This window comes from Ulvibacter sp. MAR_2010_11 (genome assembly GCF_002813135.1).
GTDB lineage: Bacteria > Bacteroidota > Bacteroidia > Flavobacteriales > Flavobacteriaceae > Altibacter.
The window spans coordinates 2,507,421-2,533,989 of record NZ_PHTY01000001.1 but is presented as its reverse complement, the minus strand read 5'-3'; the positions used below and the strand labels follow the sequence as shown (position 1 = coordinate 2,533,989).

Here is a 26,569-nt window from a genome sequence, read left to right as displayed (position 1 = left end):
AGATTAGAGGTTAAAGTGAAATTGTGAAAAAAAGAGTTGTCATTACGGGTTTAGGTGTAGTTGCTCCCAACGGAGTAGGGGTTTCGCAATTTACCGAAGCCATTAAAAAAGGAGTGTCCGGAATAAAACATTTTCCTGAACTGGAAGCACTCAACTTTTCCTGTCAGATAGGCGGCATCCCAAGCATTTCCGAAGAAAAAAAACGCGACTATTTCTCCGAATTACAACTCAAAAATTTCAACAGCAGCGGAATACTTTACGGTGTCATCGCCGGAATGGACGCTATCATCGATGCCGGAATTACACCGGCGGGGAAGGACGATGAACCCTTATGGGATTTAGGTGTCATCTTTGGTACCGGAACCAGCGGGGTAGACAAATTTCGGGAGGCTATTTATAAATTGGATGAAGGGAAAGTCCGCCGTTTGGGAAGCACCACCGTCGCACAAACCATGGCAAGCGGCATAAGTGCCTATTTGGGAGGAATGATAGGTGCTGGAAATTTGGTCACTACCAATTCCTCTGCCTGCGCTACAGGCACCGAAGCTATTATCATGGGATACGAGCGCATTGCTTCAGGAAAGGCTGCACAAATGTTGTGTGGTAGTACCAGTGACGACGGACCCTATGTTTGGGGTGGATTTGATGCTATGAAAGTGATTACCTATAAACACAACCATACTCCCGGGAAAGGATCAAGACCCATGAGTGCATCAGCGAGTGGGTTTGTTCCCGGAAGTGGGGCAGGAGCCATTTTGTTGGAATCGCTGGAGAGTGCACAGAAAAGAGGAGCCACGATTTACGCTGAAGTATTGGGCGGAGCTGTAAACAGCGGCGGACAAAGAGGTTCGGGGAGTATGACGGCACCTAACAGCAACGCGGTTCAAAAATGTATTACGGCAGCATTAAAAGAAGCCAAAGTAAAGGCTTCGGAAATTGATTATATCAACGGACATCTAACCGCAACCGTAAAAGATGCAGAAGAAATTGAAAACTGGTGCAAGGCCTTAATCCGAAACGGAGCGGGTTTTCCCTATATCAATTCGTTAAAAGGCATGGTAGGGCATTGCCTGGCGGCCAGCGGCAGTGTGGAAGCAGTTTCGGCAGTGCTTCAGTTGCACGAAGGCTTCGTGTTTCCAAATATAAATTGTGAAGATTTACACCCGGAAATTACACAATTAATTGATTCAGAAAGAATTCCGCAGCAATTGGTAAAAACTCCTTTAAAAACAATTGCAAAAGCCAGCTTTGGGTTTGGTGATGTCAATGCGTGTGTTATCTTTAGAAAAAATTAAGCGCCCAATGACCACCGAAGCGATCTACGCAAAATTATTACCCATTATTCAAACCTATCTCCCGGAAGATGTCGACAAAAATGCTGTGAATCCGGATAGTGACCTGACGGGAGAACTCAATATCAATTCGGCTCATTTGGTAGATGTGGTGCTGGATGTGGAAGATACCTTCGATGTAGAATTTGCCAACGAAGACATGGAAAAGCTGCGTACTATGAATGATGCTATTGGGATTATTCAGAAGAAATTAGAGAATAGGGAGCAGTGAGTGGTGCTTGGAGCTTGGAGCTTGGTGCTTGAAGTTTTAAGTTTTAAGTTTTAAGTTTTAAGTTTTAAGTAAAATTAATTTCTGCTCACCGCTCACGGATGAAGTTCATCATATTAGAAATAACAATTTGACCAAATTATAAGATACCCATGTTCAATTTCCCTTTTCCAAACATAAGTCCGCAGCGTCTGGCCATAAAACTAACCGTAGTAGGGGAGCGGAGTGTGCGAAGCGGACATCCCTGGATTTTTACCGACAGCATCGAAAAGGTCAATAAAGAAGGGAAATCCGGTGATATCGCGATTATTTTCAGTCATACCAAAAACAAGGCGATTGGCATTGGTTTGTACGATCCTCATTCGCCTATTCGAATTAAAATGCTACATCACGAGGGGAGTGCTACTCCGGATTCCGACTTCTTTTCAGAAAAAATACAAAGAGCCTTCGCGTTACGTGCGGAATTGCTGGAAACAAAAACGAACGGCTATCGATTGTTATTTGGAGAAAATGATGGCTTTCCGGGCTTTATAGCCGATGTGTATACCCATGTGTTGGTGGTAAAATTGTATTCGGCCATCTGGTTTCCCTATTTTGAAATGATTTTAAAATCGCTACTTGAAGTTTCGGGGTGCGATTGTGTGGTGCTTCGGCTAAGCAGAAGCTTACAAACCGGAGACAGCCATGGTTTTAGCGACGGACAAATAATTTACGGCGAATTGCCCAACGAGGAAGTACATTTTATGGAACATGGAATTGCTTTTTCAGCAAATGTGATAAAAGGCCATAAAACAGGATATTTTCTGGATCATCGCCACAACCGAAAGCAAGTAGGGGCCATTTCAAAAGGGAAAACCGTGTTGGACGTATTTGCCTATGCCGGCGGATTTTCGGTGCATGCTTTGGCCAACGGAGCTACTGAAGTTACAAGTCTGGATATAAGCAGTCAGGCGCTGGATTTGGCCGTTGCCAATGCCAAGCTCAATTCCTCTAGTGGTTCACACCGAATTATTACAGGCGATGCCTTTGCGGTGCTCAAGGAGATGGTAAAAGAGTACCAAACTTTTGATGTGGTGGTTATAGATCCGCCCAGTTTTGCAAAGAGTAAAAAAGAAATAGCCATCGCCAAGAAAAAATATGCCCAATTGGCACAATTGGGATTGGCATTGACGGCAGAAAAGGGCATGCTGGTGTTGGCGTCCTGTTCATCGCGAGTTTCCGCAGAGGAATTTTTTGAAATTAATGAGACAGTACTTAAAGGTCAGTCGCGTCGCTTCAAACAATGGTTGCGCACCCGTCACGATGTAGATCATCCCGTGACCTTTCCGGAGGGGGCGTATTTAAAATGTGGCTACTATCAGTTTACCTAACAATATTATTCAATAAACTTTTCGTCTTGTGTGGTGCTTTCAATCGTAGGCGTATCTGTATGCATGGTTTTCTTTAATCCTGCCGATTCCACCTGAAAAAATTCAAGAACTTCGGTAGGATTGTCTATCTGCCTGGTCTTATCGCCATTTATTACAATAGGTTTGGAGAGGGCACGATCGTTTTTCTGAAGAATTTTTATCCAGTCATTGGTGCCAAAACTTGAGGTATCAGAAACATCAATTTCACGAATATCGACCAAATCGGCTACTTTTTTGGATAGTAATTCGGCAATTTCCACCCATTGGGTATCACTTACCTTGGTTTTTGAAATATCTATCGCCAGAATTTTGTCTGAACTGCCCTGCAAATAACTAAGCGCGTGCGTTCCCACACGGGTATTGCTGCTATATATAAAGGTAAGCTGGTTTTTGTCTCGTGCTATTATTCCCATTTCGTCCATGATTAATGCATTTGCATTTTGTCCTTACGTTTTTGTAATTGTGATTTTAGTTCGGTGATGACTTTTGCGATAGAGGCTTCAAAAGCACCGGAAGAACATTCGGCAAATAAAGTAGGGCCGGGGGTATTTACGCGAATACTGCAAATTTTTCCGGAGGTATCGTTACTTGTATTTTCTCGTTTAAAATATACGTCGGCATTAATCATAAAGTCGTATTTACCTTCCAATTTTGTCAATTTTTGAGCAGCCAGAATTTCTAACCGCTCGCTCGCAGTTACGTTATGATATTCGAAGTTAATGTTCATAGGAATTTATTTTTTTGAATGTAATTTAAAGATACTATACACATTGAAGCGTTCCAAATTTTTAATACTTCTTTGTGAGTTAAACTTCAGATATAGGATCCTCTTCGGTTGGAATAAGCAGCGAAGCCACAATTCCGCCAATCAATGCCAGCGCGATAACTCCCAGTGACAACCATTCGGGAAATTCCACATGGTGTGACAAGATCATTTTTACACCCACGAAGCTGAGGATGACCACCAAACTGTAATTTATAAATCTAAATTTTTTCAGCATACGAGAAATTAGGAAATACATGGAACGCAATCCTAAAATGGCAAAAATATTGGAGCTGAAAACGATGAACGGATCGGCTGTAATCGCCAAGATCGCGGGAATACTGTCCAGCGCGAATAAGATATCGGTGAGTTCGATGATCATTAGCGCAATAAACAAGGGCGTTGCGGCGCGAATACCCATGCGTCTGATAAAAAATTTATCACCCTCCATTTTGTGGGTTACCGGAAATATTTTCCGAAGCCATCTGTACACAGCCGAATTCTTAGGATCGAATTGAGTATCGGCCGAACGCAGCATTTTAAAGGCGGTGTAGAGCAGAAAGGCTCCAAAAACATAGATGATCCAGTCGAATTTATTGATAAGTGCAACCCCGAAAAGGATCATGAGACCACGAAACACGATAGCGCCTAAAATTCCCCAGAATAACACACGATGTTGGTATTTTTCGGGAATGGCAAAGGAGCTGAAGATAACGGCAATAACAAAGACGTTGTCGATACTTAACGACAATTCGATGAGATAACCGGTAATGTATTTGAGAACGGCACTGTTTGGTGTGAGATTTGTGGGATTTTCGACCAAACCATTGGCAAACAACAGGTAAATAACTCCCGAAAATGCGAGCGCTATAGACACCCAGACAGCAGTCCAGATGGAAGCCTCTTTGGTTTTAATAACGTGTGCTTTTCGGTTAAAAACGCCTAGATCTAAGGCGAGAAAGAAAATGATTAAAGCTATAAATAAGCTCCAGATTAGCATAGTAGAAAGTTTTCACGAATGTATAGCGGAATTAGGAAAAACATAGATAACAAAATGTTAATGTGCATAAAAAAGTTAAAGCTTAAAAAATGTGATTTCGTCTATTTGAATTATAAAATATAAAACGTAACTTGTTGGCGCTTCGCAGCTAACCTACATAAAAACGCTCACTAGAATATAAACTGTTAACCGATACACTATGCAGACACAGCATGAAACCTTAAGCGACTTACAATTTAATTTAGAAACCTGGAGACGGGAATTGCGATTTCATTTCGATGAAATGAATTTATTTCAGCAAAAACTGGAAGAAATAGCAAGACTGGAATTTGGTCACAGCGCCCGCAAGGGACTTGAAAATTTCCAAAACAGAATTATGATAGAGAGAGCGGCGATAGCCGATTTAAAGCACAGGTGTAAGGCGAAGATAAGGATTATTGACAGTGGCAACTTAGACGAAGACATGCAGGGGTTGGTTAATGCTACGCAAAAGCCGTTAAAGGAAGATATGCGCACCTATATACAGATGCATTACGATTTGAAGGAGGAGATGATGAATTTCTTTGCGGAATACCTACGCGAGTAACTACACATAACTACCCATAATTTTTAGATTGCAAAAGAGCAGTACTTTACGGTGCTGCTTTTTTTATTGATCAAGATCTTTTAGAGAGCTTTATTAAATAACATAAAATCAAAGAATAGGGAAGCATTCATCGATCTATTGTGAGCTTCTATTTTACATAATATAAATTATAGTACAAATGTATTGTGTGAAGTTTCCGTATAGCTGTGCTATTTTATATAATTGTAGATATGATTGCCTTTAGGCTCATATCGTCAACAATTATGTAAAAGGAAACCAACACGCTTCACTTTAATAATTGTTACACATTCGTAAGCTATAATTCTATACTATGTAAAATATCCCAGAAGCATTTGTTTTCATAAGACTAATTGGAACTTGGGTTATTAAACTAATAAGCGGTTTGCTTCGCAGCGTTTATAAAACATTTGTATCTATAATTAGCCGTTATGTAAAATAGCCGCTACCAATCGCTCGATTGTTTTATAAAATCAAATTGCTCTGGCAATTTATTTTACACACAATTATCCAACGCTTGCCAACGCCAAAATAAAAGCTAACCTTTTTGATGTTATTGAAATTTTAGCGTATATGAATAATTGTGCACAATATTTTTTCTACGCGATTCTCGTAAGCTTGCCATAAGAGCTTAAATTTTAAAAAAATAAAATTCCAAGCACTTATTCTATTCTCGTTACTATTTAATCTTTTTTAATTGTAACTACTAATATTATGTAAAATAGAAGTCGAAGATTTGAACTTCATAAGTTTTGATTATATCTTTTTTTCTTGATAAAAAAAGAAACAAAAAAATCAAGACTGCATAAACTTTTGGAAACAATTACGGCTCATTACGCTATATTTTAGGAAACATTGTAACTCCGTTAGATTGTTATGAAATCCCTTGTATAAATAAAACACTTAAGAAATTGTATTACTAAACCCCTAAAATATGTACGCTCCACTCTCCTATTGTTTTAGCCAAAATTTTATGAGGTCGAGTTTAACATCTAAATATTATTTAAAAATTGTTTTTCTTTTTAACTTACCTATCCATCCACCGTTTAAAGGCTGCTGCCTTGTCCTTACCAACTATTATATCCTCTGCGTGTGACGGTATTATTTCAAGCTTTAGTTTCCCATTAAAATAAGAATGAACTCTTTTAATAGCGTCAATATTTACTATAAATTGACGATTTATTTTAAAAAAATTATCAGGTTGTAATTGATCTTTTAAACTTTCGAGCGAAAAATTAACCGCATATTCTCTCTTTTCGAAAGTTACAGCAAAGGTAATCCCCTGCATACTGTAAAAGAGTGCAATGTCGTCAACAGGCAAATGAAAAAACGATTCGTTAGATTGAATTAGTAACCGTTTACGATATTCAGTCTTTTCACTTTTAATTAATGCAGCAAGTTCTGAAAAATCTATATTGGAATTCTTCTCTTGTATAAATTGTTTATTGTAATGCTGATACTTCTCAAAAGCAGTTTGTAATTCATCTTTTTCTACTGGTTTTAACAGATAGTCAATACTATTGACCTTAAATGCTTGTATAGCGTATTCGTCATAAGCGGTTGTAAATATTATAGAGCTTTCAATGTTTACTTGCTTAAAAATTTCAAAGCTTAATCCATCAGATAATTGAATGTCTAATAAAACAATGTCTGGATGTGAATTATGTTTAAACCATTCCACAGCGGATTTTATACTGTTTAAACAGCAAACAACTTCGGTATTAATAGCTATTTCCTTCAAGGTTTCTTTTAGCAAGCGTTGTGCTGGTAATTCGTCTTCTATTATTACTACTTTGATCATTTTATTCTTCGATTAAAGGAATGGTTACCACAAATTTTTCTTCTTGTTTACCATAAGTAAAACCATCTTTTTTAAGCAATTCAAATCGCTTGCTTAAATTTGATAAACCTGTGTATGTTGAATCGACAGTATCAATAATTTGTAAGTTATTACTAACGATTAATTTATTATCGCTACCGCTTTCAATTGAAATTTTCAGCACATTTTCTTCATTAGCTATATTGTGTTTAATGGCATTTTCAATCAAAATTTGCAAGGTTAAAGGTGGGATTTGCATCTGTACTATTTCATCAGAAATATTTACAACATATTCTAAAGCATCTCCAATTCTGACTTTATGCAAAAAAATAAAGGAATCAATAAATTCAAGTTCCTTTTTCAAGGAAATTAAATCGTGATTTTTACTTTGTAAAACATATCGATATACTTTCGATAGTTTGCGTGTAAAATCTTCTGCATTTGTTGGATTGTGTTTTATTTCCGAAATCAATACATTCAGGCTATTAAACAGAAAATGCGGATTTACCTGATTTTGCAAAACCCGATAATCGGCCTTTAGTTTTTCTTGTTTGTAATGCTCCGCACGCAGCAATGAAACGTTCCATTCGGTAAAGAAGTTTTTAGCGATTGAAACCCCGATAAATCCTAATAAAAAAACGATGGACGCAATAAATACGATAACAGGTGCCTTATCAAAAATAAAAGACTGGTCGTTGATGTAATACCAAGCAACAAATGGCAGTCCAATGGAGATTAACGTCCACAGAATGATAATGCCCAATTGAATAAAAATCCGCTTTCGAGGAAAGTAAAACCAAGGGTATTTTTTATCCAGATAGCGGTCAAAAAACAGATTTCCCTCGGTATTTAAATTGAATATAAGCAGGTAAAAGAACAAAAATATTTCTATGGGAGTCTCTGAGGCATATTCGATAGTATCAGGCATAACAAACCCAACTAACCTCATAACAAGAATGGCATATAACGACACCAGAATGATACGAACTACCGTTTTTCCAATACTATTTTTCATTATCGATCAAAGTACAATTTGCTTGTCAATATATTAATTTATTTCAGTATGATATCTACGCTCATTTCCTTTTTGGCGGAACCAGTACAATTCCCACACTAAAAAATGGGGCTGATTCAGAGTCAAAATCATACGCAGTATCATCTGCATCAATCAAACTATAATTTCTACCAGCACTTAGGCCTCCAAAAGCTTCTAAACGAAGTATTTTAGTGAGTTGATAATCGGCTAATACGCCAAAATTTATTCTCGAATAGTTTATTTTATCAATACTATTGTCTTCTGAATATACATTAAAATTTCCTCCATTAAGATTATACTTTACACCCAAATCTAATTTGTTACTTGGTAATAATGAATAGGTGTATTTTGCGTTTATAGGTAATACAGCATTTATTTCGTGTTTATTATTTTTATAATGCAGATTGACTAAAGGAATTAATTGTGGACTCCCCAAACGTGCACTATATGCTAAACCACCTCCAAGTTTAAATGTTGAACTAAACTTTCTTGTCGCTGTAACTGCGCCCTGAAAAACAAAATCGTCGGTACTTAACTTAGCTTCAAAATCTGATGACAAAGTGGGAGTTAAATTAACAGCAAGGTTCCATTTTTCGTTCCATTGATGTAATAAAGTTAATTGGTAATAAAACGACTGCAACTTTTTGTCGTTTTCGTTAGATGGAAACAACTGATTATCTAATGACGCTTCCACAAAACCATAACCAAACCCATTAACCAAAACGGTTTTATTGTTTTTTAATTTCTTCGGAAAATTTACAAATGCACCAAATTCTTGAAATGAAATTTCTTGGTTTCCCGAATCATTTTTTAGTTCTGATTTCTGATAATTATTATATTGAATTCCTGCTAATTTAAAATCCTGTGAATACCCATTATTCATAAAAGTAAAAATGAGAATAACGATTACACTTGCTTTTTGCACAGCAACATTTTTATAAGAATATTTCATAGTTATTTTCTTTTCCATTCAATGGTTTTGCTAAAAAAGCCTACTTTTATTTTAACATCTAAAGTATTTCCGTTTGGGACGAATTCGGCATCGTACCATTCTTTACGTTGTGGGGCATATACCTTTCCTTGCCATTCGCCTTTATTTTTCTTAAGTTCTTTAACCATCAGTTTTCCGATCTCGGCATTAGAATTATCCGAGGAGATAGTTTTTCCACTATAAGTATCATCGTGTTGCTCGATTTTTACAATTGTGTTTTGTTCACCTACAATCCATTCGCCTGCAACACCAGAATTTGTCTGTGCAAAACTGTTTATGCTAAACAAACTGATAGCTATTAGTACTAGTACGTTTTTTAAAATTTTCATTTTGTTGTTTTTTAATTATTCATTTTAAATTCTTTACAAAGGTGAAGTAGATTCTGTCTCTTTTCAGAATTGAATTGTTGAAGTCGAATATTGGGATTTGAAGTCGAAAAAAAGGGTTCTATCTACCTATCCTTCATAAGCAAAAAATGATAAAATCAAATTCTGTTTTCGTGACTCTTTAATTTCTAATTTTCTATAATACTCACCGCTTTAAAACCTTTCCCTTCTGGAGTAACCACAACTTTGTATAGTGTTCCGTTAGATTCATAGTATACTTTGCCATCTGTCGTTATTTCTTCGGTGACTTCTGGTAAGGTGTACACCACGGCATCCTGGGCTTGGGGATCTTTAGCCGTTGCATATTGTCCAAGATCAGTTTTTATGTAATAGCATCCTTCATAATGGTAATAATTTATGCCTCCAATAACAAGCTGCGTATAGCCTTTTGGCAACACATTTATTTGAATTCCTAATGGTGGAGTTACTACAATATAACTTCCGTTGTTATAGCGGTAATAAACACCTGCGTGGTAGTGATACCTGATCGATCCGTGGGTAATAACTACTGCGTTATTGGGTATGGTAGCAACGACTCTGACTCTTGGAGCCGGAGTTGTATTAATTACAAGTCTTCCGGGTGTTCTTGTTGTTACAACCGTTCGATTGGGTGTTTTTACTACAGTTCTCCTTTGTGCATTTGTATTGCATGAAAACAAAAGGATTCCGACTGAAAATAATGTTGTTATGCTTTTTAATAATTTCATAATTCAATAATTTTAATATTAATTTAAAGTAATATTACATCCTTGTTTGACCGGATTCTGAGAATTATTGCCAAAACCGAATAATGAGGAATGAAGTCGAAATAGGACTAATGTATTTCTTGAAACTCTTCAGTTTTAACTTTAAACAGCAACTTGTACAATACCGGCACGAACAATAAGGTGATTATGGTTGCGAACAAAAGACCTACCATAATAGACACGGCCATGGGTTCCCACATCAATCCGCCACCTAAATACAATGGAATTAAACCTAATACAGTAGTAAAAGTGGTTAATAATATGGGTCTGAACCGCTCTTGTGCCGCGTCAATTATAGCCTGATAAGGTTTCTTACCTAAATCCGTTATTTCTATATCTATCCTGTCAAGCAAAACAATGGCGTTGTTAACCACTATTCCCGCAAGTGATACTATTCCCAAAAAGGCCATAAACCCGAAGTACGAATTGAAAACAAAGAGGCCCACAAGTACCCCGATAATACCTAAAGGAATAGAAGCAATTACAATAAATGTTTTTCGGAATGAATTGAATTGGAGTATCAATAGCAACAGAATGATAAATCCCGCAAAAGGTAGATTTTTAGCTACTGCTCCCATTGATTCGGCACTTTTTTCACTCTCGCCCCCAAGGCTGTAGGAATAACCACTTTCCCAATTTTTTGAAGTTTCCTTTAGGTAAGGTTTGAGCTGATTTGTGATTTCGGCAGCCGTGGTACCGGGTTTTGCATTACAGCTAACCTCAATAGTACGATTTAAGTCTTTATGCATTATTTTAGCCTGCTGCCATTCTATATTAATATTTGCCACCTGTGCCAGCGGTACATTGCTACCGTTCATTTGCGAGAAGACGGCAATGCTTTCTAGTTCTCGAACATCCAAGGTATTGGCATTCCTGTTTTGCAATACAATGGGAATATTGCCATCTAGATCACGGTAATCTCCAATTTCAAATCCGTCCAAGGCGGTTTTCAACGAAATGGCAATGTCTTGATTAGTAACTCCTGCCAAGCCTGCTTTAAACTGATCAATATCAATTACCACCTTTTTTATTTTCGGCCCCCAATCGTCTTTTATTGTTTGTGTACCTTCAATTTTCGACATTTCGGCTTTTAGGCTTTCTGAGATGGACAACAATTTTTCCATATCCTCTCCTGCAAGTCGGACACTTACATCGTATTTTGCACCGCCAGGTGATCCCAGGGAACTGACCGACACATCTGCATCGGGGAAATTATTAAATGCGTGTTTGTCCAATACCTGTACAACATTAGCATTTGCGTCGTAACCTGTTGTATTTAAAAGTAAATGGGCATAGCTCGAATTGGGTTGCTCCTGTTGATATCCCAAGTCGTATGAGTTGGGCCCTCTTCCAATAAACGAAGTGAAATTCACAATACCCTCTTCTGTCTTTGCCTTAGGCTCCGAAACTATAAGGTTGGCATTTATAAAGTCGGAAAGTTCATCAACCACTTTTTCAGTCTCTTCGATCTTGGTTCCTTGTGGCAGATTAATATCGACAACTACTAGATTTCTATCGCTCTCAGGCATAAAAATAAAAGGTAGCATAGGAAAAATAAATAACGATGCAACAAACGCGACCACAACCATACCGATAAATTTTTTGGGCTGGTTTAGAACCCATATCAGTAGCTGTTTATATTTTGCATTCAACTTTTCAAAAAAATCGGGTTTTTCTTCCTTTTTAGAATCGGCTTTAACTTTTTTGTTCCGCATAAAATAGACACTTATCATCGCTACAAACGAAAGGGCGATAATCAACGATGAAAGCAGGGCTATAGTTATCACTATAAAAATATTGCCCATCATTTCACCCATAGCGCCATCGGCAAGGAAAAACGCCAGAAATGCTGCCGATGTCGTTAAAGTGGAAATAAGGAGGGGGATGGCCAATTCTTTAGACGCCTCGACCGCTGCGTCCTTGGGCGATGATCCTCCCTCCATTTTCACCATTATAGCTTCTGACACCACAATAGAGTTATCGACCAGCATGCCCAGAGCCATTATCAAGGCCGCTAAGGTCACCTGATTCAATCCAACACCTAAAAAGTTCATCACCATTAACGACATCAACATGGTTATGGGAATCAAACTTGCGACCACCATTCCGGTACGAAATCCTAAAAACAGCAGCATTACCAATAGCACCACCGCAATGGATTGAATGACATTTGAAACAAAGTCACTGATCCCGTTGTTCACATAGGTATCCTGCGATGCAATTCTATCGATGGTTATGCCATGGGGAAACGAATTGTTATAACCGAGTAATTTGCTGTCGAGTTTTTCACCTAATTTAGACAGACTTGTTCCCTCCTTCAGGCTCAATGCAAGACTTAAACCCTTTTCACCATTAATTTTTACAATGCTACCCTGGGGGGTTTCATACCCAAGCCTCACATCTGCAATGTCGCTCAGCTTAACATATTCTGCTTGTTTTAGAGGAATCAGTGTATTCTTAATATCTTCAATATGTTCATAATTACCAGTGGGTTCAAGGGCAATACGTTCTTTTTGAAGATTTATTTCACCCCCTGGAAATACAATATTCGTGTTTGATATGGCATTTTCTATTTGGTTGGCAGAAAGTCCGTATTGGGCCAATTTGGCATTGTCAAATTTTACAAAGACTCTTTCTTCCCGTATTCCACCAATCTCTACTCTAGATACCTCTTCCAGTTTAATCAGATCATTTCTAATTTCATCTGCATAGTCTTCCATTTCGGCATAGTTAAAACCATCTGACCGAAGGCCCAGTTGAATGCCATAAACCACTCCTAATCCATCATCTTTAACAGTGGGGCCATAAATATTATTAGGAAGTTCATTGCGAATTTCATCTATTTTACGCCTGATCTTATCCCATACGGCTTGCAAATCCTCTTTAGGCACGTCGCTCTGAAGTTCAACCTTTATAATAGACGTTCCCGTACGATTCTCACTGGTTACCGTTTTTAGTTCCGGTATTTCCTGAATTACTTTTTCAATCTTATCCGACACCAATTTTTCTACTCGTTCAGGGGATGCTCCCGGAAATTGAGTAATCACCTGACACGTTCTAATAGTAAATGGTGGCATGGCATCTCTCGATGACTGATTATAGCCCAGTATGCCGAGAATGGCAATAACCACAACCAACAAAATGGTTACTCGGTTATTTTCTATGGAAATTTTTGTAATGTTCATGATTATTCAGTTTAAAAATTCCTATTCAAAAATTATTTATTAAGAAGTTTCACCTTCATGCTATCTCTTAAAAAGGGTATTCCCGCCGTAACAACCAGTTCTTTACCTTCAAGGCCGTTGTTTATTTCAAACCCAGTATCAAGCATTCTTCCGATAATTACTTTTCTTTTTTCTACCCGATAAAGAGAATCGGAATTTTCTTGAAGCACAAATACAAAATGGCCTTGCGGATCCTTACCCACTGCCGCTATGGGTGCGACAATAATATTTTGTTGATCGTCTGATATTTTCGACATAACAAAGCTTACTTCAGCAGACATACCAGGTCGTATTTCGCCAATAGGATCGGTAATGCTTACCATAACAGGGTAGGTTGACGATTGTCCCGATGCGAAGGCTACCTTTTCGATTTTACCCTTAAAATTGTCGTTCGCTAATTCGATAGTTACTTCTTGTCCCTTTTGTAATTTTGCAATAACTGATTCTGGTATACCTACTTCAACCTCGGGGTTACCCTCACTGCTTAAAACGGCAACAATACTACCAGCACTTACTAGTTCATTCGATTCTACCATGAGTGAAGTAATCACTCCATTCATCGGGGCATTTAACCGGGTATATGAGATTTGGTTATTGGCAGCTTCCAATTGCTTATTGGCTGCCTTAAATTGGGATTCGGCAGAGGCTAGACTTGCTTTTGCTTGTTCGTATTCACTTAGGGCAACACTATTATTTTCATATAACTTTTCAGCTCTTGAAAAAGTTGACCGGGCTACAACCAGTTGGCTTTCTGCACTCTTCTTTTGGGCGACGGCCTGCTCTCTTTGTACCTCATAGTCAATTGGGTCGATACGGCCAATTAGTTGGCCTTTTTTAACCTTATCACCTAATTTTACATCTACTTTACTCAATGTGCCCCCGACCTTAAAACTTAAACCTGTCTCATATTCAGCTTTTACAATTCCAGAGAATCTATGCGTCTGATTACTATTCGAGAAACCGATTCTTTCATATTTGACGGATTTGATATTTTCCTCAGCTTTTTCATTATTTTCATTGCAGGCAAGTAATGTGAATGCTATGATTATTAAAGGAAGATGTGCTTTCATTTTATATGGCTTTTTAATTTAATGACTAGTTGTTGGTATTATTTTTAAATTGAAGGAACCTTGTAAAAAAATCATTACGTTGCGCTTCGGTAGCAAGGGTTAGGTATTGTCCTGTAAATCGTTGCAGAACAAAAAAGTCTATTACAAGCTGATATTCAGAATTTGAGGCATTTATTTCTGCAGTCAGGTATGCATTTTGTGCATCAATAAAATTGACAACATTGATCTGCCCTTCACTGTATAAATCCTGTGTTATATTCACATTCTTCAGTGCGGCCTCTGCAGCATTTCTGTTTAATTGAAGATTTCTGTACGATGTTTGTACATTCTCAAGGCTGGCTCTTATTTGAAGTTCTAGTTGGTTACCGATATCCTTTTGCTGATCCTGTAATTGGTATAGTTCAATTTGGGCTTTTTGTTTTTGGTGTTTTCTTGAACCTCCGGTAAAGATTGGAATAGACGCTACAAACCCCGCGTTCCATTTTGGATTAGCGGAAATATTGCCGAATTCAATTCCAGGAATAGATGGTGTTTCACCGGGATTTACCACTTTTAAAGGTTCGTCATAGTTTGCCTGCAGCGCAATAGTAGGTATGTAAAGTGCCCTTTTGTTCGATTTTAACTGCCTTTCCTGGGCCTGGAGAGCAAGTTCAATTTGCTGTACTTCGGGAAGGTTTTTCATCGCTTCCTCCGTTAAAAAATCGGCAAGAACCTGAAGGCTGCCGGGATCCTCGATAAGCGAGACAAATGACAAATCAAATATTTGGTTCAAATAGTCGGAATCGCCCGGATTTTCTATTGAAAATTGTTCTTTTACCGGTCGATTCAAGATTTGATTCAATTGAAAACCAACATTCTTTAATTGGGCCGTAGCATCATTAAAATCGGCTCTTGCAAGTGCCAGTTCAGTTTCCCAACGGTACACATCACTTTTGCCGCCGTACCCTACTTTTTCTTTGTCGACAGCAATATTGAGGTTCTGATTTTTGACTTTTATATCTTCATTTTGTAGTACAACCAACGATTGTGCCTGTTGATAATTGAAAAACGCGGTTACCACATCTAAAACCACATCAAGTTCTGATTGCTTTTCTGCTTTTTCTTGGCTCTCCTTAAATAATTTCTGTATTGAGATATTCGCCATAGCGGGTTCTGAAAGAATCAACTGAGAAAAAGATGCACCTGCCGACCAGTTAAATTCACCTTTGGCACCAAAAGAGCTGGCCACTGAATTTTCATCTAAAAATGTTCCGGTTGAATTAACTTCTAATTGTGGCAAGTAATTACTTTTTGCAAGGGCTACATCTTTTTGGGCGATTTGCGTTTGTTTTTGAGCCATCTGATAGCCTAAATTATTTTCAAGACCTTCAGCAATGGCTGCTTTTAAAGTTAGTTTCCTTCCGGTATTCGCTTTGCTTACATTTATTAGAATAGCGTTATCCAACGTTTTCCAGGTCGGATATACTCCTGTCTTGTTGACTGTTTTCATGTTGATAATCAATTGACGATTGAAGCTTTCCATTTGAACGGGAAAGTCTTTAGGGTCTTTTCCCTCCGCTATTTTTGAAACATTCAATGCAACTCTTCTGGGTATCTTTTGAATGTCTTCTTGGGAAGAAAATGCTGCATAAGCCCCGTATTCAAGCATGGGATAATCCATTAGCGAAAGGCTTGGTAGTTTCTTTTCGGTAATGCCCTGAAATAAAATTTGTGCCTGTGAAGGGGTGTAATCGGAGAGAGTTGATAAAACATATACGGCATCAATATCCTCCCCAATAGCATCCAAAGTGGTTTGCGGATTCTTTGCAACGGTTATCAATTCAAATTCAATCTGTTCAAACGATTTTAGATATTCCTCAATATCGTAATCCAAGCTGTAGAAAAACTCATTGACCAATATGCCGATTTTCTTTATCCGGCCAATTTCAGTAAGAGCTTCAATGTCCTTTTTTATATTAAATGGAGATTGAATAAATGCAAAATTGGGAATTGATGAGCTGTTGTTTGAAGAGTCGGAATTTTCTATGAATAAATTGTCTATGTTAATGGCTGCAATGGTCGGAAGGGGAAAGACTTTACGTTCAGAGAGAATTTGATTTGTGATAAGTCCTGCTCCAATAAGCACGTTAGCGGTATTTACGTTGTACACTTCTTCTATGTATTTACGACTGGTCGCAATATCTCCATTGCTATAAAGGGATGTGAAATTGATGTTGTACTGTGTGCCCAGTAGTGATTCAATCTCCTCTTTGATCGAATGTTGCAAGAACAGCGTATCATTTTCCTTCCCGTCGTAAATTAAGCTTACATTAAAATCCTGCTGTGCTAACAGGCATTGCAAGGAAAATAAGAAACTAACAGAAAGGGTTATTAGTCTATGTATCATATTTTTATATTAAATTCTTTGCAAAGATGTAGTGATACGCCTTCCTTTTCAGAAATAAGTTATTGAAGTCGAATATTGGGGTTTGGGGTCGAATAAGAAGTGATAAAGAATATAGAGTAGTGTTTTATCCATTCCACACACATTCCACTACGCTCCTATCCTCCTACGCTAAAAAGCTTTAGAGGACAAGTCGTCGCGTCGTAAAAAGAGTGTTTACTCGCACACACTATTTTAATAAATAGGTGCTCGTGAACCGCAAGCGGTTTCATTAACATTGTAAAGAATGTTTTTAGAAGAAAAAAAATAAGAAAATGTAGAAGTTTAAACTTCGCTTTTGCCAAAGCAAAGTTACATAACGCAGAACATTATGGGACAAATGAGTAATTTAGAAAAAATAGTAAATACAGGGAATTCCATATAGCCGTGTCTGCCGGCAGGTAAGTTTGGTATTTCGGATAATTTGGATAATACCTCCGCCTGCGGCGGATTAAATCGTACGAATCAGAATTTTCAGCTCCTAATCACACCAGCTTGTTTTATTAGTTCCGGTTTTCGATTCGAAACCCATGATACTCCCTTTGCCACCCTGCAGAATAGAACAGCATCCTTCAAGCAGTTGTTTTAATTTTTTACGGCCGCGTTGCACTTTAGATCTTACAGTAACATAATTTATATTTAAGCGAGAGGCAATCTCTTTTTGTGGAATATCCTTTAATTCAGATAAAATCATTATATCACGGTACTCTTCAGGCAACTGGTTTACAAAAGCTCTAATACAATCGCTCAGTTCAAGTCCGGCATCATCAATTGGGTCACTATCAAAATAGACATCTTTCTCAATCGAATATGTTTCCAATTGTCTTTTACGATAGTAATCGGTAATTGTATTTTTCGCAATTGTGTACACCCAACTTTTAAGATTGTCAATGCCATTATTATTCGATTTGGCCAACTTGAAAAATACTTCCTGTGTGATATCTTCAGCGTCTTCCTGGTTTCTCACACGACTTCTAACATAACCCAACAACGGGTTATATAGCTGAGTGACTTGGCTTTGCATTTTTTAAAATATAGTTGATGAATATGATTGTAGTGATTATTAACAAAGATAGAAATAGATTTTGTCTTCCGAGAATTTCTATTATAAAGATTCCGATAAGCGCCCCTATAGCCGCACCTAAATCCCACCAGGTACTTACACTTGAAATGGCCTGCAAAGCATTTTTTTGCTGCTTGACGGCCACCAAAGGAGAAAACGTAACTACTATGGTATTACACAGAAACGCAAGAATAATACCTGTAATAATAAAGTTTAAGCTAATTAAAGCCATTGCGAATAAACAGCCTATAACCGAGATAGCAAATAACTTTGAAGCTGAATAATGTAAAGACAGCATCCCGCCAACAAACGAAAATAAAATCAAGAACAACCGCTTTAATAACAAATACAAAGCGACATAGACTAATAATTCACCCGAACTAATACCACTTGTGTTTAACAAATGTGCTAATGTAACCACCAAAATACCATCGATGGAAATTGAGAGTGCCACAACTAATAAATTAATTGAATTTGGATAAAATGTCACCTTACTTTGTGCCGGATCTCCGGAGTCTTCGGCAGAAATTTTTGGTAACGAATATGCCATTGATATCCCAATAAGCCCCAACCCGGAAATTATAAAAAAGCCGTTTTGAAATCCTATCTCTTGAATTAGTATTGGTCCAAACCAAAGCACGAATAAGGCTCCCAATGACTGGATACTTTGTGACAATCCGAACGCCAAGCCCGAATTATCTTCTGCTTTAGCAGCATAACTCAAGGTTGCGGTTTTTAATCCGGAATAACTTAACCCCCATAGAATTCGGGCAATTAAGAATGCAATTAACCCCAACTTTAAACCATACACAAATGTGGTGATTACAGCCAATAAAGAAGTAATGAGCAACATATTTCGCATCCCCATTTTAGTAATCAGGTTTGCTATAGGAGTATTTGCCAATATCCTAACAAATCGGTTCACCGAGAGCAATACGCCTATAAAAAAAACAGAAAATCCTAACTCTTTCCCATATACCGGCAGCACAGGATAGAGAAGCGCATCTCCCATACCCGCAAAGGCCATAACTCCACTAGCACGTAAAGCCCCTCGAAACGAGGAGCTTTGATTTCTAATTAATTTGATTGCTTGCGTTAACAACATCCAACCTTTGTTGGTTGCATTTCTTCCACTATGGGTGTTGAGCCACAGCAAGAGTTTTGAACCGGTTGAACTTCTACAAGAGTTGGGCCACAGCATCCACCACCTTGTGGCACTGTTTGGCTATTCGAATTTGTTTTTTTTGTTTTCATATGACTTAAATTTTAAAGTTACTAATCAATTGGCTTTTTAACCTGCTACTTCTGTGGCCGATTCGGCAACGGAGCATTCTTCGGCATTGCTTTTATCCCCAAAATTAAGGCTGCAAACTCCGGTTTGTGGTAAATCAAGTTCCACGCGCTCAGCTGCTACAATGTCTCCGGCTAAGAATGAAACTATAGAACGCACCTGTTCGTATCCCGTAGCCATTAAGAAGGTTGGCGCTCTTCCATAGCTTTTAGAACCTGCTATATAGAAATCCTTTTCTGGTTGTCTTAATTCCTTTTCACCGTGAGGTCTTACGGTTCCACAGCTGTGAATGTTTGGATCTATCAATTCAGCCAAATCAAAAACCGATTCCAAAGACGCATCCAAATCTATACGTACTTCGCGTAGCATATCTAAATTAGGACGAGACCCGGTGTTGCTGATAATTTCTTCAATTCCATTGATGGTTTCAATCTCGTTGTTTAAATTTCCGATAATTTGGATACCATCCTCCTTTTTGGTGAGTTTTAAAATATGGAATGGGGTATAGACATTTAATCTTCCGCTTTCGACCAATTGTTCGATGCGTATGCCCAAGGCACCCCGTGCTTCTAAAGCATCATCTTCCCGGCCGCCATATACCTTTTCCATAGCATCTTTGCGAAGTATCCAGTTGAGTTGAGTTTTTGAATATTTCTGCTGAATTTCAGCCAAATCCAACAGTACGTTTATGGCCGAATGTCCCCCACCCACAACGACTGTATTCTTATTTTTGTACCGTTCTAAGTATTCCGACTTAACATTGGGAATTCCATAAAAAATATGGTTTTTCAATTCTTGTTCGCCTTCCGCTAAAACACCTCCGGAACCAATGGGATTTGGCTGATTCCACGTGCCTGTAGCATCAATTACCGCTTTTGCGTAGTAATAATTAATGATTCCGTTTTCTTCAACCTTGATTGAAAATGGTTTTTCCTCTCGTCCCCATGTTTTCATTTTATCGACTCCTTTTCTTCCAATAGAGAGTACTTTGGCGTTTAAATGTAGATAAGGTTTTATTTGTGCTAGCTTTGCTAAGGGAGACAAATAGTCTTCAACCAGCTCTTTGCCGGTTGGTAATCCTTCTTCATCCGGTGCAATCCAATTGGTTTGCCGCAAAAGTTCTTTAGCCGCTTTGTCGATGTTATATTTCCAGGGAGAAAAAACCCGAACGTGACTCCAGGACAGTATATTTTGTCCTACCGATTGTCCGGCTTCAAAAATAATAAATGGGATGTTTTTAAAAGTTAGGTGTGCTGCAGCGGCTAATCCTATTGGACCACTACCTATTATTGCGACGGGTAAATTATTGTTTTGCATGATTAATAATTTTAATTCAACCCTGAAGACGTAGCAATAAAAAAATGATGCAAAAACCCGTAATTATTTTGTGCTATTTCTATTGAAAACCCCCGACCGTGGGTAGACGTAATCCAGAATATTTTTAAGAAAATGAAATGGGTGGTTATCCTGTGGCTAGCAATTAAAAAAAGGATACATTGAATTCAATCTATCCTCTATAAACATCCCTGAAGTTTTTGTCGTTTAACGACTGTGTTGCCTATGCCCTATTCAACGGAGTCTTTTACTATTTTTGAGGACAAAAAAGTAAGAGCGAAACTTCGATATTGTTGGTGTTTCGAGAATATTTGCTTTCATTGTCTTAAAAATTAATCGTCCTAAATTGTTATTGATAAATTATTCTTTAGCCTCATTTATATTTTCACTACAACCATTAGGACGTAGGAGTTGAAAAATGATGCAGTAATGTTTATTTCTGAAGGTTAGATATCAATCCCACGGTTGAAAGTTGAAAGCTAAAGGTTGAAGGTTGAAGGTTGAAGGTTGAAAGTTGAAAGTCTTTTAAATGTAAAATGTAAAACTGAAAAATGTAAAATGTAAAAAGTTGAAGGTTGAAAGTTGAAAGTTGAAAGTTGAAAGTTGAAAGTTGAAAGTTATAAGCTAACTAATTACTTTTCACTAATCACTAATCACTAATCACTAATCACTAATCACCATTCACTCTTCACGGTTCACGATTCTACAAACCTCATTTTTTTAATGTGGCAATCTATCCTTTACCAGGCCATAGAAAAAAGTTCCTAAAATGGAGGCCGCAATTACTATTAAAATTGGAACATAACCGGCTCCTGCCAAAGTAAACATCGGTCCCGGGCAAGCTCCCACCAACGCCCAACCTAATCCGAAAATAATGCCGCCAAACATATAACGACTAAAACTCTTCTCCTTTGGGACGAAGTGAATGTGCTTCCCGTAAAAAGATTTTATACCGAAGCGTTTAATTAGTTGTACCATAATAATTCCTATGACTAAGGCTGAACCTATTATTCCATACATATGAAAGGAATCAAATTTGAACATTTCGTAAATACGAAACCAGGAAGCTGCTTCCGATTTAAACATTGTGATTCCAAAGAGGATTCCGATAAAAAGATATATAAGTGTTCTCATTTCTTAAAATAGTAAAGGGAAAATTAAATGTATCATTGCCAAACCTCCAATAAAGAAGCCTATTACGGCAATTAAAGAAGGTAATTGTAGATTGCTTAAACCTGAAATTGCGTGACCCGAAGTGCAACCTCCGGCATAACGCGATCCAAAGCCAACAAGCAACCCCCCAATAGTTAACATCAGTACGCTATTGAAACTAAATAGTGCTGCGGTATCAAATAGCTCGGTAGGAAGATATGCCGCTCCTGCACTCTTAAAGCCCAGCGATTCAAGATCTGCTATAGTTTCCGGGTTAATGGCAACAGTCGGGTCTGTACTTAAAAGATGTGATCCTATAAAACCCCCGATTATCGCCCCAAGAACTACCACTAAATTCCATTTCTGCGACTTCCAGTCAAATTTGAAGAAAGCGGACTTATTTCCTGCTCCGCAAATAGTGCACATGGTACGCAGGTTTGAAGACATACCAAAGCTCTTTTCTACCATTAGTAACAGAAACATCACTAATGCAATCATGGGGCCGGAAATATACCAAGGCCAGGGTTCGTATATCCAATTCATTTTTTACAATTTATAATGTTGTAGGGCAAACGTAATTTGAAACTTCCACACCGGATTCTTTTATGGCACTAAAACCACCTTGAACGTCGATTAGATTATGAATGCCTCTACTTTTTAAAATAGATGCCGCAATCATGCTTCGATATCCGCCTGCACAATGCACAAAGAAAGTATCTCCATCGGGAAACTCCTTGAGATAGTCATTTATATAATCCAGGGGAGTGTTGTTGGCCTCAACAATATGTTCCGACAAGAATTCGCCTTCCTTCCGAACGTCAAAAACAAGTTTATTCTTTCCTTGCATAGCGTCTTTAAAGGTGGTTGCCGGAATTGAACTCACAGTGTCATACTCTTTAGCGGCATTTTTCCAAACTTCAAATCCACCTTTCAGATACCCTAAAACATGATCGAAGCCCACTCTTGATAAACGTGTAATTGTTTCCTCTTCTCGACCCGGCGGCGTCACGAGTAGAATAGGCTGCTTAACATCGGCGATTAAGGCCCCTACCCAGGGTGCAAAACTTCCGTCGAGACCAATAAAAATGGAGCGTGGGATGTGACCTTTTGCAAAATCGTCCTGATGCCGTACGTCCAAAACAAGCGCTTCGGTTTCATTTGCGGCGGCTTCAAACGCTTCAGTAGATAAAGCCTGAGCACTCCGTTTTATCACATCCTCAATATTGTCATACCCCTCTTTATTCATTTTTACATTTAACGGGAAATATTTAGGCGGCGGCAGTAAACCCTCTGTAATTTCTTTGATAAATTCTTCCTTCGTCATATTGGCACGCAGTGCATAATTTGTTCTCTTTTGGTTACCTAAAGAATCAACTGTCTCTTTACTTAGGTTTTTACCACAAGAGGAACCTGCTCCGTGTGCCGGATAAACAATAACATCGTCTGCCAAAGGCATGATTTTGCTACGCAGACTTTCAAATAAATATCCTGCTAAATCTTCTTCAGTAATACTTCCCGCTTTTTGTGCCAGATCCGGACGCCCCACATCTCCTAAAAACAAAGTGTCCCCGCTAAAAATAGCGTGGTCTTTTCCGTTTTCATCCTTTAAAAGATATACCGAGCTCTCCATGGTATGTCCGGGGGTATGCAAAACGGTAATAGTTATTTTTCCTAGTTGAAAAACCTGACCATCTTTTGCTATAATTGAATCAAAACTAGTTTCTGCATTGGGTCCAAAAACAATTGGAGCTCCGGTAGCCTTGGATAAGGTAACATGCCCACTTACAAAATCTGCGTGAAAATGCGTTTCAAAAATATATTTTATCGTGGCCTTATCGGATTTTGCCCGTTCAATATAAGGCTGTACTTCTCGTAACGGATCTATGATAGCTACCTCTCCTTCGCTCTCAATATAATAAGCGCCCTGCGCTAAACATCCGGTATATATTTGTTCTATTTTCATAATTAGTATTTTAAATGTTATGCAAATTTATAACTTTGTTACCTTATGTACAGTAACATAAGTTACACTAGTGTTTGATTAAAAATTCCATATAAAAAATGAAGATGGCCATTACAAAAATGAGATAACCGAATCCCTTTTTTAACTTTTTCCCGTCAATAAAATTCCCCAGGTAGCTTCCAATAAAGATACCAACCAAAGATATGGTCGTAAAAACTGCTAAAAATGTCCAATCGATATCCATTGTAAGCGCATCTCCTAAAAAGAATCCCATGAGGGATTTAAATGCGATAATTATTAATGACGTAGCGACAGCTACTTTCATTTCTACATTTGCCAGTATCACCAGTGCCGGAATAATTAAGAACCCCCCTCCTGCCCCTATCATACCGGTAATTCCCCCAACAATCAACCCTTCAACAATGATAAGCGGATAATTATAGTGTACGTCGCCGGAAACCGGTTTTACCTTTCTTTCCTTAAGCATTGAAAAAGCCGCCGGAATCATAAGTACCGCAAACAATCCGAACATGGCCATTCGCCTTGTAAACTCAAAATCTCCAAAATTCATTAAAACATTAGGTAATGCCGGGACTACATAATATCTAACTATAGAAACACCTACAATTGCCGGAATCCCGAATACAATAGCGGTACGCCAATCTACCAGTCCTTTAAAGTGTTGTTTTACGCCCCCAACTAATGCACTTGACCCAACTATAAATAAGGAATAGGCGGTGGCTACTTTTTCGTTCACCGAGAATAAATAAGCCAAAACAGGTACGGCAAGGATTGATCCCCCTCCACCTATTAGTCCGAGTGAGATTCCAATAATCAAAGCCGATATATAGCCAAATATTTCAATGATTTCCATAAATATGTACGGGTTATTTATGGCAAATGTAAGTGTGTAGCTCCTACTCCACAGTAACATTGGTTACATAGGGCCTTACTGCTTGTTCATTAAAATATAGTTTCTGTGAAGTTGTAGTACCCCCAATGTCTCCAATTTTTTTAAAAGTCTGGAAATAACCACTCTGGAGGTGTGCAGTTCGTATGCAATATCTTGGTGTGTAATGTGAATGGTGTTATCATTGGAAATTCTCGCTTTTTCGACAAGGTAGTTAAGAAGGCGTTCGTCCATTTTGAGAAAGGCAATGCTGTCAATGGTTTCCAGCATTTCATTAAGGCGGTTATGATAGCTTTCAAAAACAAAATTTCTCCAGCTTTTATATTTGGCCGACCAATCTTCCATTTTTTGAATGGGAATCATTATTAATTTTGCTTCTGTCTCAGTGATGGCGCGTATTTCGCTTTTGGTTTGCCCAATACAACAGGTTAAGGTCATCGCACAGGTATCTCCCCTTTCCAAAAAGTAGAGTAATAATTCATCTCCTTCTTTATCTTCTCTTAAAATTTTTATCGCCCCCGAAACTAGTAAGGGAATTGCTTTTATATAGTCCCCTATTTCTATCAATTTATAGCCTTCAGGCACTTCCTTGAAGGTGCCGGTCTGATTGATTTCATTTAAGAGGGCATCTTCAAATAAATGTCCGTAGTTGTCTTTTAGTTCCTGAATCATAGCGATAAGTTACAATGTTTTGGGGTTATTTATTTATATTTTTTCAAATAGATTAGCGTATGTAATTTTAGATGATAAAAATGTGGTAAGAAATTTTCAACTACGTAAAGCGAAGGAATTTGGGATTAGAGATTAGAGATTAGAGATTAGAAGTTAGGGATTTGTATATATTTGAAGAAACTCGTTCGTTATTTCTCTTGCAATTGGCCCTTTACAAATAATTTAGAGGTAATAGAAAGAGCCCTCCCTACATGTAATTATAATGTTTTCTTAATTACAGTCTTTCTTAAATTATATTCAGTAAATTATATCATTCAATCTTAATCCTAATAACAATTATGAGCACAGTAAATAATTTCAAAGTGCTTCACCAAGACGACACTCCATTATTATTGGCCAACGTATGGGATGCACAAACAGCAAAATTAGCACAGGAAGCCGGTTATACGGCATTGGGAACTTCCAGTCATGCCATTGCCAACTCTTTAGGATTTAAAGATGGTGAAGAGATCAGCTTTGATGCATTATTTTTTGTAGTGAAGCATATCGTAGCTGTTGCGGAAGTGCCTGTATCAGTCGATTTTGAAGCAGGATATGCGGACGATCCGAAGCAGGTGGCAAAGTATGTGAAGCAACTTGCCGATATTGGCGTGGTCGGTATTAACCTGGAAGACAGCGCTGTAAAAGAGGGCAAGCGTATACTGGGTGATGCGACAGTATTAACGGCGAAAATTAAAGCCATTAAAGCAACCACAGCTATTTTTATAAATGCCCGCATAGATACGTATACAACCAAACATCCGGATAGCCTTAACGAATCGATTGCCAGGGCACTGATATACAAAACAGCAGGTGCAGACGGCATATTTTTACCACTGATAGAAAAAGAAATGGATATTAAATCATTTATAACGAAAGTAGATCTGCCGCTGAATGTATTTACTACACCAAAATTACCGGATTATGAAACTTTGGGAAAGCTGGGAGTAAAACGTATTAGTCATGGCGCTAAGCAGTATGAATTACTGATGAAAAAATCTGAAGAGATATTTAAAAAATTTCAGCAGACGAAGGATTATAAATTAGTATTAGGCTCATAATCCTTCTATTTTTCCTGAATATAAAGAACGTTATAGAGAGAAAACTTTTCAGA

24 protein-coding genes are annotated in these 26,569 nt (G+C 38.0%); 5 read left to right on the top strand and 19 right to left on the bottom strand.

Annotated elements, in window-relative coordinates; genetic code table 11:
- The first annotated feature begins 23 nt into the window (after positions 1 to 23).
- The 3 genes from ATE92_RS11645 (at position 24) to ATE92_RS11635 (ending at position 2,930) form a co-directional block, all read left to right on the top strand.
- Positions 24 to 1,295 carry a beta-ketoacyl synthase gene (locus ATE92_RS11645; RefSeq protein WP_100803885.1) on the top strand — a complete coding sequence of 424 codons (1,272 nt, stop codon included), beginning with the start codon at positions 24 to 26 and terminating at the stop codon, positions 1,293 to 1,295.
- Between the two features lie 7 nt (positions 1,296 to 1,302).
- A complete protein-coding gene (locus ATE92_RS11640; RefSeq protein WP_100804422.1) occupies positions 1,303 to 1,563 on the top strand; it encodes an acyl carrier protein in 261 nt (86 codons plus the stop codon).
- Between the two features lie 149 nt (positions 1,564 to 1,712).
- Positions 1,713 to 2,930, top strand: a complete 1,218-nt coding sequence (locus ATE92_RS11635; protein ID WP_100803884.1) for a class I SAM-dependent rRNA methyltransferase — start codon at positions 1,713 to 1,715, stop codon at positions 2,928 to 2,930.
- 5 nt (positions 2,931 to 2,935) lie between these two features.
- On the opposite strand, the gene ATE92_RS11630 is transcribed toward ATE92_RS11635, so the two are convergent.
- The 3 genes from ATE92_RS11630 to ATE92_RS11620 all read right to left on the bottom strand — a co-directional run bounded on the left by ATE92_RS11630 (position 2,936) and on the right by ATE92_RS11620 (position 4,732).
- The gene (locus ATE92_RS11630; protein ID WP_157809628.1) at positions 2,936 to 3,382 is read right to left on the bottom strand and encodes an arsenate reductase family protein; all 447 of its coding nucleotides are present in this window, start codon (positions 3,380 to 3,382) and stop codon (positions 2,936 to 2,938) included.
- An 11-nt stretch (positions 3,383 to 3,393) separates the two neighbouring features.
- Positions 3,394 to 3,696, bottom strand: a complete 303-nt coding sequence (gene hpf / locus ATE92_RS11625) for a ribosome hibernation-promoting factor, HPF/YfiA family (protein ID WP_100803882.1) — start codon at positions 3,694 to 3,696, stop codon at positions 3,394 to 3,396.
- Positions 3,697 to 3,775: 79 nt separating this feature from the next.
- Entirely contained in the window at positions 3,776 to 4,732 is a 957-nt protein-coding gene (locus tag ATE92_RS11620; protein ID WP_100803881.1) for a TerC family protein, read from the bottom strand.
- Positions 4,733 to 4,931: 199 nt separating this feature from the next.
- Between ATE92_RS11620 and ATE92_RS11615 the strand changes: the two genes are divergently transcribed.
- The gene (locus tag ATE92_RS11615; RefSeq protein WP_100803880.1) at positions 4,932 to 5,318 is read left to right on the top strand and encodes a hypothetical protein; all 387 of its coding nucleotides are present in this window, start codon (positions 4,932 to 4,934) and stop codon (positions 5,316 to 5,318) included.
- Positions 5,319 to 6,363: 1,045 nt separating this feature from the next.
- Here ATE92_RS11615 and ATE92_RS11610 read toward each other — a convergent pair.
- From ATE92_RS11610 to ATE92_RS11530, 16 genes are all read right to left on the bottom strand, one after another.
- Positions 6,364 to 7,137, bottom strand: coding sequence for a LytTR family DNA-binding domain-containing protein (locus tag ATE92_RS11610; protein WP_100803879.1), 774 nt, complete (start codon positions 7,135 to 7,137; stop codon positions 6,364 to 6,366).
- Between the two features lies 1 nt (position 7,138).
- Positions 7,139 to 8,170, bottom strand: a complete 1,032-nt coding sequence (locus ATE92_RS11605) for a sensor histidine kinase (RefSeq protein ID WP_100803878.1) — start codon at positions 8,168 to 8,170, stop codon at positions 7,139 to 7,141.
- A 61-nt stretch (positions 8,171 to 8,231) separates the two neighbouring features.
- Positions 8,232 to 9,161 (bottom strand): DUF6268 family outer membrane beta-barrel protein, encoded by a 930-nt coding sequence (locus ATE92_RS11600; RefSeq protein ID WP_100803877.1) that lies wholly within the window; start codon positions 9,159 to 9,161, stop codon positions 8,232 to 8,234.
- Complete coding sequence (locus tag ATE92_RS11595; RefSeq protein WP_100803876.1) at positions 9,146 to 9,511, bottom strand: DUF2147 domain-containing protein; 366 nt, start codon at positions 9,509 to 9,511, stop codon at positions 9,146 to 9,148. The genes ATE92_RS11600 and ATE92_RS11595 overlap by 16 nt, the downstream gene beginning before the upstream one ends.
- 185 nt (positions 9,512 to 9,696) lie before the next feature.
- On the bottom strand, positions 9,697 to 10,227 hold the full coding sequence (locus tag ATE92_RS11590) for a DUF6515 family protein (RefSeq protein ID WP_157809627.1): 531 nt from the start codon (positions 10,225 to 10,227) through the stop codon (positions 9,697 to 9,699).
- Between the two features lie 155 nt (positions 10,228 to 10,382).
- Positions 10,383 to 13,499, bottom strand: coding sequence for an efflux RND transporter permease subunit (locus tag ATE92_RS11585; RefSeq protein ID WP_100803874.1), 3,117 nt, complete (start codon positions 13,497 to 13,499; stop codon positions 10,383 to 10,385).
- 32 nt (positions 13,500 to 13,531) lie between these two features.
- Entirely contained in the window at positions 13,532 to 14,608 is a 1,077-nt protein-coding gene (locus tag ATE92_RS11580; RefSeq protein WP_100803873.1) for an efflux RND transporter periplasmic adaptor subunit, read from the bottom strand.
- A 25-nt stretch (positions 14,609 to 14,633) separates the two neighbouring features.
- Positions 14,634 to 16,994: a TolC family protein gene (locus ATE92_RS11575; RefSeq protein ID WP_100803872.1), complete on the bottom strand. Its 2,361-nt coding sequence runs from the start codon at positions 16,992 to 16,994 to the stop codon at positions 14,634 to 14,636.
- A gap of 517 nt (positions 16,995 to 17,511) precedes the next feature.
- Positions 17,512 to 18,054, bottom strand: a complete 543-nt coding sequence (locus tag ATE92_RS11565; protein WP_100803870.1) for a sigma-70 family RNA polymerase sigma factor — start codon at positions 18,052 to 18,054, stop codon at positions 17,512 to 17,514.
- Positions 18,026 to 19,294 (bottom strand): MFS transporter, encoded by a 1,269-nt coding sequence (locus tag ATE92_RS11560; RefSeq protein ID WP_100803869.1) that lies wholly within the window; start codon positions 19,292 to 19,294, stop codon positions 18,026 to 18,028. Before ATE92_RS11560 ends, ATE92_RS11565 begins: the two co-directional genes overlap by 29 nt.
- A gap of 90 nt (positions 19,295 to 19,384) precedes the next feature.
- A complete protein-coding gene (locus tag ATE92_RS11555; protein ID WP_100803868.1) occupies positions 19,385 to 20,701 on the bottom strand; it encodes an NAD(P)-binding domain-containing protein in 1,317 nt (438 codons plus the stop codon).
- A gap of 738 nt (positions 20,702 to 21,439) precedes the next feature.
- Positions 21,440 to 21,853, bottom strand: coding sequence for a DUF6691 family protein (locus tag ATE92_RS11550; protein WP_100803867.1), 414 nt, complete (start codon positions 21,851 to 21,853; stop codon positions 21,440 to 21,442).
- Between the two features lie 3 nt (positions 21,854 to 21,856).
- Positions 21,857 to 22,414 carry a YeeE/YedE family protein gene (locus ATE92_RS11545; RefSeq protein WP_100803866.1) on the bottom strand — a complete coding sequence of 186 codons (558 nt, stop codon included), beginning with the start codon at positions 22,412 to 22,414 and terminating at the stop codon, positions 21,857 to 21,859.
- 10 nt (positions 22,415 to 22,424) lie between these two features.
- Entirely contained in the window at positions 22,425 to 23,834 is a 1,410-nt protein-coding gene (locus tag ATE92_RS11540) for a rhodanese-like domain-containing protein (RefSeq protein ID WP_100803865.1), read from the bottom strand.
- Positions 23,835 to 23,901: 67 nt separating this feature from the next.
- Positions 23,902 to 24,708, bottom strand: coding sequence for a sulfite exporter TauE/SafE family protein (locus ATE92_RS11535; protein ID WP_100803864.1), 807 nt, complete (start codon positions 24,706 to 24,708; stop codon positions 23,902 to 23,904).
- Between the two features lie 75 nt (positions 24,709 to 24,783).
- On the bottom strand, positions 24,784 to 25,416 hold the full coding sequence (locus tag ATE92_RS11530) for a Crp/Fnr family transcriptional regulator (protein ID WP_100803863.1): 633 nt from the start codon (positions 25,414 to 25,416) through the stop codon (positions 24,784 to 24,786).
- Between the two features lie 338 nt (positions 25,417 to 25,754).
- Here ATE92_RS11530 and ATE92_RS11525 point away from each other — a divergent pair, with 338 nt between their 5' ends.
- Positions 25,755 to 26,516, top strand: a complete 762-nt coding sequence (locus ATE92_RS11525; RefSeq protein WP_100803862.1) for an isocitrate lyase/phosphoenolpyruvate mutase family protein — start codon at positions 25,755 to 25,757, stop codon at positions 26,514 to 26,516.
- Positions 26,517 to 26,569: the final 53 nt, after the last annotated feature.

Bases quoted from the DNA above. Each gene is read 5' to 3' on its own strand.
- ATE92_RS11640 (WP_100804422.1), top strand. From the start codon at position 1,303: ATGACCACCGAAGCGATCTACGCAAAATTATTACCCATTATTCAAACC.
- ATE92_RS11635 (WP_100803884.1), top strand. From the start codon at position 1,713: ATGTTCAATTTCCCTTTTCCAAACATAAGTCCGCAGCGTCTGGCCATA.
- ATE92_RS11630 (WP_157809628.1), bottom strand. From the start codon at position 3,382: ATGGGAATAATAGCACGAGACAAAAACCAGCTTACCTTTATATATAGC.
- hpf (WP_100803882.1), bottom strand. From the start codon at position 3,696: ATGAACATTAACTTCGAATATCATAACGTAACTGCGAGCGAGCGGTTA.
- ATE92_RS11620 (WP_100803881.1), bottom strand. From the start codon at position 4,732: ATGCTAATCTGGAGCTTATTTATAGCTTTAATCATTTTCTTTCTCGCC.
- ATE92_RS11615 (WP_100803880.1), top strand. From the start codon at position 4,932: ATGCAGACACAGCATGAAACCTTAAGCGACTTACAATTTAATTTAGAA.
- ATE92_RS11610 (WP_100803879.1), bottom strand. From the start codon at position 7,137: ATGATCAAAGTAGTAATAATAGAAGACGAATTACCAGCACAACGCTTG.
- ATE92_RS11605 (WP_100803878.1), bottom strand. From the start codon at position 8,170: ATGAAAAATAGTATTGGAAAAACGGTAGTTCGTATCATTCTGGTGTCG.
- ATE92_RS11600 (WP_100803877.1), bottom strand. From the start codon at position 9,161: ATGGAAAAGAAAATAACTATGAAATATTCTTATAAAAATGTTGCTGTG.
- ATE92_RS11595 (WP_100803876.1), bottom strand. From the start codon at position 9,511: ATGAAAATTTTAAAAAACGTACTAGTACTAATAGCTATCAGTTTGTTT.
- ATE92_RS11585 (WP_100803874.1), bottom strand. From the start codon at position 13,499: ATGAACATTACAAAAATTTCCATAGAAAATAACCGAGTAACCATTTTG.
- ATE92_RS11580 (WP_100803873.1), bottom strand. From the start codon at position 14,608: ATGAAAGCACATCTTCCTTTAATAATCATAGCATTCACATTACTTGCC.
- ATE92_RS11575 (WP_100803872.1), bottom strand. From the start codon at position 16,994: ATGATACATAGACTAATAACCCTTTCTGTTAGTTTCTTATTTTCCTTG.
- ATE92_RS11565 (WP_100803870.1), bottom strand. From the start codon at position 18,054: ATGCAAAGCCAAGTCACTCAGCTATATAACCCGTTGTTGGGTTATGTT.
- ATE92_RS11560 (WP_100803869.1), bottom strand. From the start codon at position 19,294: ATGCTGTGGCCCAACTCTTGTAGAAGTTCAACCGGTTCAAAACTCTTG.
- ATE92_RS11555 (WP_100803868.1), bottom strand. From the start codon at position 20,701: ATGCAAAACAATAATTTACCCGTCGCAATAATAGGTAGTGGTCCAATA.
- ATE92_RS11550 (WP_100803867.1), bottom strand. From the start codon at position 21,853: ATGAGAACACTTATATATCTTTTTATCGGAATCCTCTTTGGAATCACA.
- ATE92_RS11545 (WP_100803866.1), bottom strand. From the start codon at position 22,414: ATGAATTGGATATACGAACCCTGGCCTTGGTATATTTCCGGCCCCATG.
- ATE92_RS11540 (WP_100803865.1), bottom strand. From the start codon at position 23,834: ATGAAAATAGAACAAATATATACCGGATGTTTAGCGCAGGGCGCTTAT.
- ATE92_RS11535 (WP_100803864.1), bottom strand. From the start codon at position 24,708: ATGGAAATCATTGAAATATTTGGCTATATATCGGCTTTGATTATTGGA.
- ATE92_RS11530 (WP_100803863.1), bottom strand. From the start codon at position 25,416: ATGATTCAGGAACTAAAAGACAACTACGGACATTTATTTGAAGATGCC.
- ATE92_RS11525 (WP_100803862.1), top strand. From the start codon at position 25,755: ATGAGCACAGTAAATAATTTCAAAGTGCTTCACCAAGACGACACTCCA.